A 4445-nucleotide genomic window follows, 5' to 3' on the forward strand; every position below is an offset into this window, starting at 1 on the left:
CAGGAGGTAAGGAACATGAGCGAATTGAAACCAAGAATAACGGAAAACGGAATTGATTATATCCTTGTCGGAGATTACTATATCCCAGATTTGAAGCTGCCGGAGGAACACCGCCCTATCGGAAAGTACGGACGGATGCACCGGGAATATTTAAGAGAAGCCCACCCAGCCAGATTGAACACATTGACACTGACCGGGGAGTTATGGACATATCTTGCAGACCTGAACGAACAGGCACAGGAACGGTTAGACACCATCATGGAGCAGATGAAGGCTGCCGATGGTGTGACCGAGGAATTGAAGCGTACCCATCAAATGGAATGGGTGCAGCGTTGCAATAACATTCACAACCGGGCAGAAGAAATTATTTTGCAAGAGATGATTTATTCATAACGGTATGGTAGAATGATTATGACAAATCGAAAGTTGACAAGGAGTTTTGATAGCGTGAAAAAAATATTTCTTAAAATTGTGATAGGGGTTGTTCTTGCTTGTATTTTATTTGTTTGTTTTCTTTATACGAACAATGAGATCGGCGTGACTTCATCTAAGCTGGAGGCAGATATTCGTTCGTCGCAGAAGATTAAGGATGATTGGACGGTCGATGGAAGCGTTTCCAGCACGATGGCTGCATATATTTCTTACCCTCAGGATTTGAGTGACCATTCTTTTTCCGTCTATGTCAATCGTCCAGGACTTTCCTTCGGATATTTTTCCCGTGGAGGTGGAACTCTTTCGGGGATTCAAAGAGGAATTGTGGAGTTTACTGTAGAGGGATATAATGAACGAGCATTTATTTCTATGAATCAACAGCAGGTGCAACAACTTGAAATAGATGATGGCAACACAATTCAAGTGGTTGATATTGACCGCAATAAACCTTTTGCGATTGTCTTGCCTATAAATGCGGGTAATATTACTTTTTATGATGTAAATAGAAATACTGTGGAATATTGGAATAATCCTCTTTGACAAATTCCAGTTTGTCGTGCTAAAAATTCAACTGAATAATCCCAGCAAAAACCGCTGCTACATGGAAGCCAACAAACCATGCAACAGCGGTTTTTCTTTATCGTTTTTTCCTCTGGCTGATAGGCGTTCCCATTTTCTTTGATTTTTTGAGAATCCGAATCAGCCAGCGAAATTCTTCATCTGACAGATTTTTATAGTTGATACCAAGCTGCTTACAGTAAAGGACAACCAGCTTTTCATCACGGCTGCCCTTGAAATTTTCAACCGCTTCCAGATTTTCTTTCAGTTCATCGGCAACGGTGGTCTGAGGTGCACTCTCGCTGTCCTTTTTATGGGCTTCCCGAATATCCCGGATAATCAGGTTGAGGTCATCCCGTACCATGTGACTGAAATATTCATCATCACTGATATGGGCGGCTTGCAACACTTTCAAATGGGGGTCATCTTCGCCGGGGCGATACCGTTCAATGATTTCATGCCGGACGGTATCGACAAGGGCGTTGAGGTTTTGAATCTGCATGGTGGCAATCCCATCCACATAAATCTCAATGTCCGCAAGAAACTTGATAAAGTCCTTATGGGTGGCAAGTTCGCACAGCAGACGGTTGTTAATCCGACCGCTTTTCAGAAGTGCTACCATCTCATCACTCAAATGCAGCTCCCTTAATGGCGTGTTGATCTCCGCCCGGTTCTCTGTCCGGCAAAAGAGATAATCGAGGGACACCCCATAAAAATCTGCCAGCAGGATAAGGTTGCCATGATTGATTTCCTTATAGTCGTCTTTTTCATAACTGCCAAGAGCCGATTTTGAAATACCCGTTTGCTCAGCCAGTTCTTCCAGTTTTAATCCTTTGTTTAATCGTAAATCTTTTAGCCGTTCCTGTATTGTAGTAGCTCCGTTCATTGAAGCAGTTCCCCCTTTCTAACGACATTTATAACCGTTGAATTGATTATACCATATCAATTCCGCAATCGTGGAAATTTCTGATTTTTACCCCGAATTCCTACTTTGTGGACATACGGCACAGGGCACAAAAATGTTCTATGATACAGGTAGTTCATCGATGGATTATTCCAATCGAATGACCAGCCTGTGTGGGATATGCTTCCCCGGCGATGTAGTGCCATGACTTTTGGCAGGGATATGGAGGAACCCTGACCAAAACGAGCATACCAAAGGGAGCGATACGCCGCTGTGAGATTCAGGGGAGGAACGACACCGGGGAGAACTGGCGAACTGACACCGAAATGATACCGAAACACAACAATCTGATAGGGGGACAGTCTACCTTATCGCTGATACTTCGGGAGATTTTAAGCGGCTCTATGGCTGTAATTTTACCGAAAATCGCCCCGAAACCATACACTAAAACGGGAGGAAGCGCAATATGCCGAGAATGAGCAAAAAGAGGAAGTATGAGCTTTCCTTTTACCTCAATGACCGGGGGCGTGTCACTTACAACGAATTATGCCGGAAATGCCAGCATGGGTGCAAGCAGAGCTTCCGGGCGGTTGTGATTGACTGCCCCTGTTATTTATCCAAACGAGCAAAGAAAAAGGAGGAACACACAGAATGAATTTTGAATTTATGACGATAGACACACCATTGCCGCCCTGTATGCCTTTTCCCAGAGCGTTGACAGGATTTCCAGTCAGCAGCACCGCAAAGGTCATGTACTGCCGGATGCTGGACGCTATGCTCTCCAAAGGGCAGGAGGACGAGAACGGAATCCTCTTTGTCTGCTTCCCTGTCACAGCCATTGCCGCAGTCCTGTCCCGCAGCTCCATGACGGTCAAGCGTTCTCTGAATGAACTGGAAACTGCCGGACTTATCATGCGGGTGCGTCAGGGCATTGGAGAACCAAACCGGATTTATGTGCTGATACCGGGAAAGGAGGACGCTGCCCTTGCCTGATACCTCAAAGCTGGAAAAACTCAATCGGGAGTTGGAAAAAAGCGAAAAGAAACTGCGGAAAGCCATCAATGATGAAAAGGCATTGCAGCACCAGTTGAAACAGCTTACCCGAAAGGAACGGACGCACCGGCTCTGTACCCGTGGCGGTATGCTGGAAAGTTTTCTGCAAGAGCCGGAACGCCTGACAGATGATGATGTCATGCTGTTGTTGAAACTCATTTTTCACAGACAGGACACGCAGGAACTATTGAAAAAACTGCTGGAACGGGAGATGCCGGAACCCCCTTAGTTTACTAAGGGCGCAATTATACACCACCCAGAAGTTGGTGCATTGCGTTCTCCGAAGGCTCCTCGCCGGAGGGCTGTGATTTTCCGCAGTCATGGTCTGCTCCAAATCAAACAGGGGACGCTACGCTTCCCCTGCGCTGGCTGCCGCCAGCTACCCTTTTGTGGACTTGCCATCTGGGGACACCTTGCGCTGCAAGCTGTTCCCAGCCGACAAGTTTCATAAAATATGCTATCTTTTCGATAGGCAATAAAGTATAATGAAGTCAGCAATAAATCAGGAATTTGAGGTCAAGGATTAAACGGGAGGTTTATATGAAAAAATACCAATGTCCTTGCTGCGGATATTTTACCTATAATGTTCCGGCAAATAAAGATTGTGGGTATATTTGCCCCGTTTGTTTTTGGGAGAATGACCCGTTTATTGCTTCTGATAACGAACCAAGCGACTCTAATCATGGAATAACACTAAAAGAAGCGAAATTCAATTTCTCAAAATTTGGTGCTTGTGAAAAAGAAATGTTATGTTATGTCCGATCACCAAGAGATGATGAAAAAGAAATTTCATAGCGACAACTTCCAACTTGTAGAACTGAAAAATTGAAATTTGATGGGATGGTGATATTATGAAAAAGATAATGGCAGTTATGCTATCGTTGCTTGCTTGTACGGTTCTGCTTGCAGGGTGCAACACTTCCTCCGAAAGCAATGAAGAACAGTCCTTAAAGGTATATTCATTTAGCGGAGAAAATGAATATATTTCTGTGTCGAATGGTGTAATTATTTTAGATGGCAAAGATGAAATTTGCTATGGTGGTGATTTGAAAGTGATGTCAGACGATTTTGCTAATATTACCACATACTCAACGACCATTTATATCAATGGAAGCGAAAAAGAAACTCTGCTTTCTAATGGTGTTGATGATCAGACAGGTGAGACAATAGATGTTTCTGGAAATGTTGGACAAATTTCTGGTGACATTCTCAGAGATAGTGACGCTGATAAGTTGACTGATAATTTGTGGTTTGAATTGAAAACAACCAATTTGAACGGAGAAGAAAGCACTTATCGGGTACAGTTAGAGACAACTGAAATCACAAAGGAAGTCAAAAAGTAACCCCAAACTCTTACAACTAAATACCCGCCGCCCACAAAGCGGCACACCAAGCAGGAAATCTGAAAAAGGTTGCCTGCTTTTTTTCTGCCCCAAATGAGGTGGTAAAACGCCACCCCATCCACCAATTACCGAAAGGAGGGACACGAAATGCCCTG

General features: G+C 44.1%; 8 protein-coding genes. 7 read left to right on the top strand and 1 reads right to left on the bottom strand.

Annotated elements, in window-relative coordinates:
• The first annotated feature begins 15 nt into the window (after window positions 1-15).
• Entirely contained in the window at window positions 16-393 is a 378-nt protein-coding gene (locus ABUA09_RS18020) for a TnpV protein (RefSeq protein ID WP_003533403.1), read from the top strand.
• A 54-nt stretch (window positions 394-447) separates the two neighbouring features.
• Window positions 448-972 (top strand): hypothetical protein, encoded by a 525-nt coding sequence (locus ABUA09_RS18025; protein ID WP_024729645.1) that lies wholly within the window; start codon window positions 448-450, stop codon window positions 970-972.
• 97 nt (window positions 973-1069) lie between these two features.
• Here the strand turns inward: ABUA09_RS18025 and ABUA09_RS18030 are convergent, their stop codons facing one another.
• Window positions 1070-1876, bottom strand: coding sequence for a helix-turn-helix transcriptional regulator (locus ABUA09_RS18030; RefSeq protein WP_006573790.1), 807 nt, complete (start codon window positions 1874-1876; stop codon window positions 1070-1072).
• Between the two features lie 484 nt (window positions 1877-2360).
• Here ABUA09_RS18030 and ABUA09_RS18035 point away from each other — a divergent pair, with 484 nt between their 5' ends.
• The 5 genes from ABUA09_RS18035 to ABUA09_RS18055 all read left to right on the top strand — a co-directional run bounded on the left by ABUA09_RS18035 (window position 2361) and on the right by ABUA09_RS18055 (window position 4290).
• A complete protein-coding gene (locus ABUA09_RS18035; RefSeq protein ID WP_005927683.1) occupies window positions 2361-2549 on the top strand; it encodes a hypothetical protein in 189 nt (62 codons plus the stop codon).
• On the top strand, window positions 2546-2887 hold the full coding sequence (locus ABUA09_RS18040) for a replication initiator protein A (protein WP_005927681.1): 342 nt from the start codon (window positions 2546-2548) through the stop codon (window positions 2885-2887). The genes ABUA09_RS18035 and ABUA09_RS18040 overlap by 4 nt, the downstream gene beginning before the upstream one ends.
• The gene (locus tag ABUA09_RS18045; protein ID WP_005927679.1) at window positions 2880-3176 is read left to right on the top strand and encodes a DUF3847 domain-containing protein; all 297 of its coding nucleotides are present in this window, start codon (window positions 2880-2882) and stop codon (window positions 3174-3176) included. Before ABUA09_RS18040 ends, ABUA09_RS18045 begins: the two co-directional genes overlap by 8 nt.
• 311 nt (window positions 3177-3487) lie before the next feature.
• On the top strand, window positions 3488-3742 hold the full coding sequence (locus tag ABUA09_RS18050) for a CPCC family cysteine-rich protein (RefSeq protein WP_002304358.1): 255 nt from the start codon (window positions 3488-3490) through the stop codon (window positions 3740-3742).
• 56 nt (window positions 3743-3798) lie between these two features.
• Window positions 3799-4290, top strand: a complete 492-nt coding sequence (locus ABUA09_RS18055) for a hypothetical protein (protein WP_002304359.1) — start codon at window positions 3799-3801, stop codon at window positions 4288-4290.
• Window positions 4291-4445: the final 155 nt, after the last annotated feature.

It is taken from the genome of Intestinimonas sp. RTP31139st1_F5_RTP31139_211217 (assembly GCF_040226735.1).
In the GTDB taxonomy this organism is placed as follows: Bacteria; Bacillota; Clostridia; order Oscillospirales; family Oscillospiraceae; genus Intestinimonas; species Intestinimonas butyriciproducens.

Bases quoted from the DNA above. Each gene is read 5' to 3' on its own strand.
- ABUA09_RS18020 (WP_003533403.1), top strand. From the start codon at position 16: ATGAGCGAATTGAAACCAAGAATAACGGAAAACGGAATTGATTATATC.
- ABUA09_RS18030 (WP_006573790.1), bottom strand. From the start codon at position 1,876: ATGAACGGAGCTACTACAATACAGGAACGGCTAAAAGATTTACGATTA.
- ABUA09_RS18035 (WP_005927683.1), top strand. From the start codon at position 2,361: ATGCCGAGAATGAGCAAAAAGAGGAAGTATGAGCTTTCCTTTTACCTC.
- ABUA09_RS18040 (WP_005927681.1), top strand. From the start codon at position 2,546: ATGAATTTTGAATTTATGACGATAGACACACCATTGCCGCCCTGTATG.
- ABUA09_RS18050 (WP_002304358.1), top strand. From the start codon at position 3,488: ATGAAAAAATACCAATGTCCTTGCTGCGGATATTTTACCTATAATGTT.
- ABUA09_RS18055 (WP_002304359.1), top strand. From the start codon at position 3,799: ATGAAAAAGATAATGGCAGTTATGCTATCGTTGCTTGCTTGTACGGTT.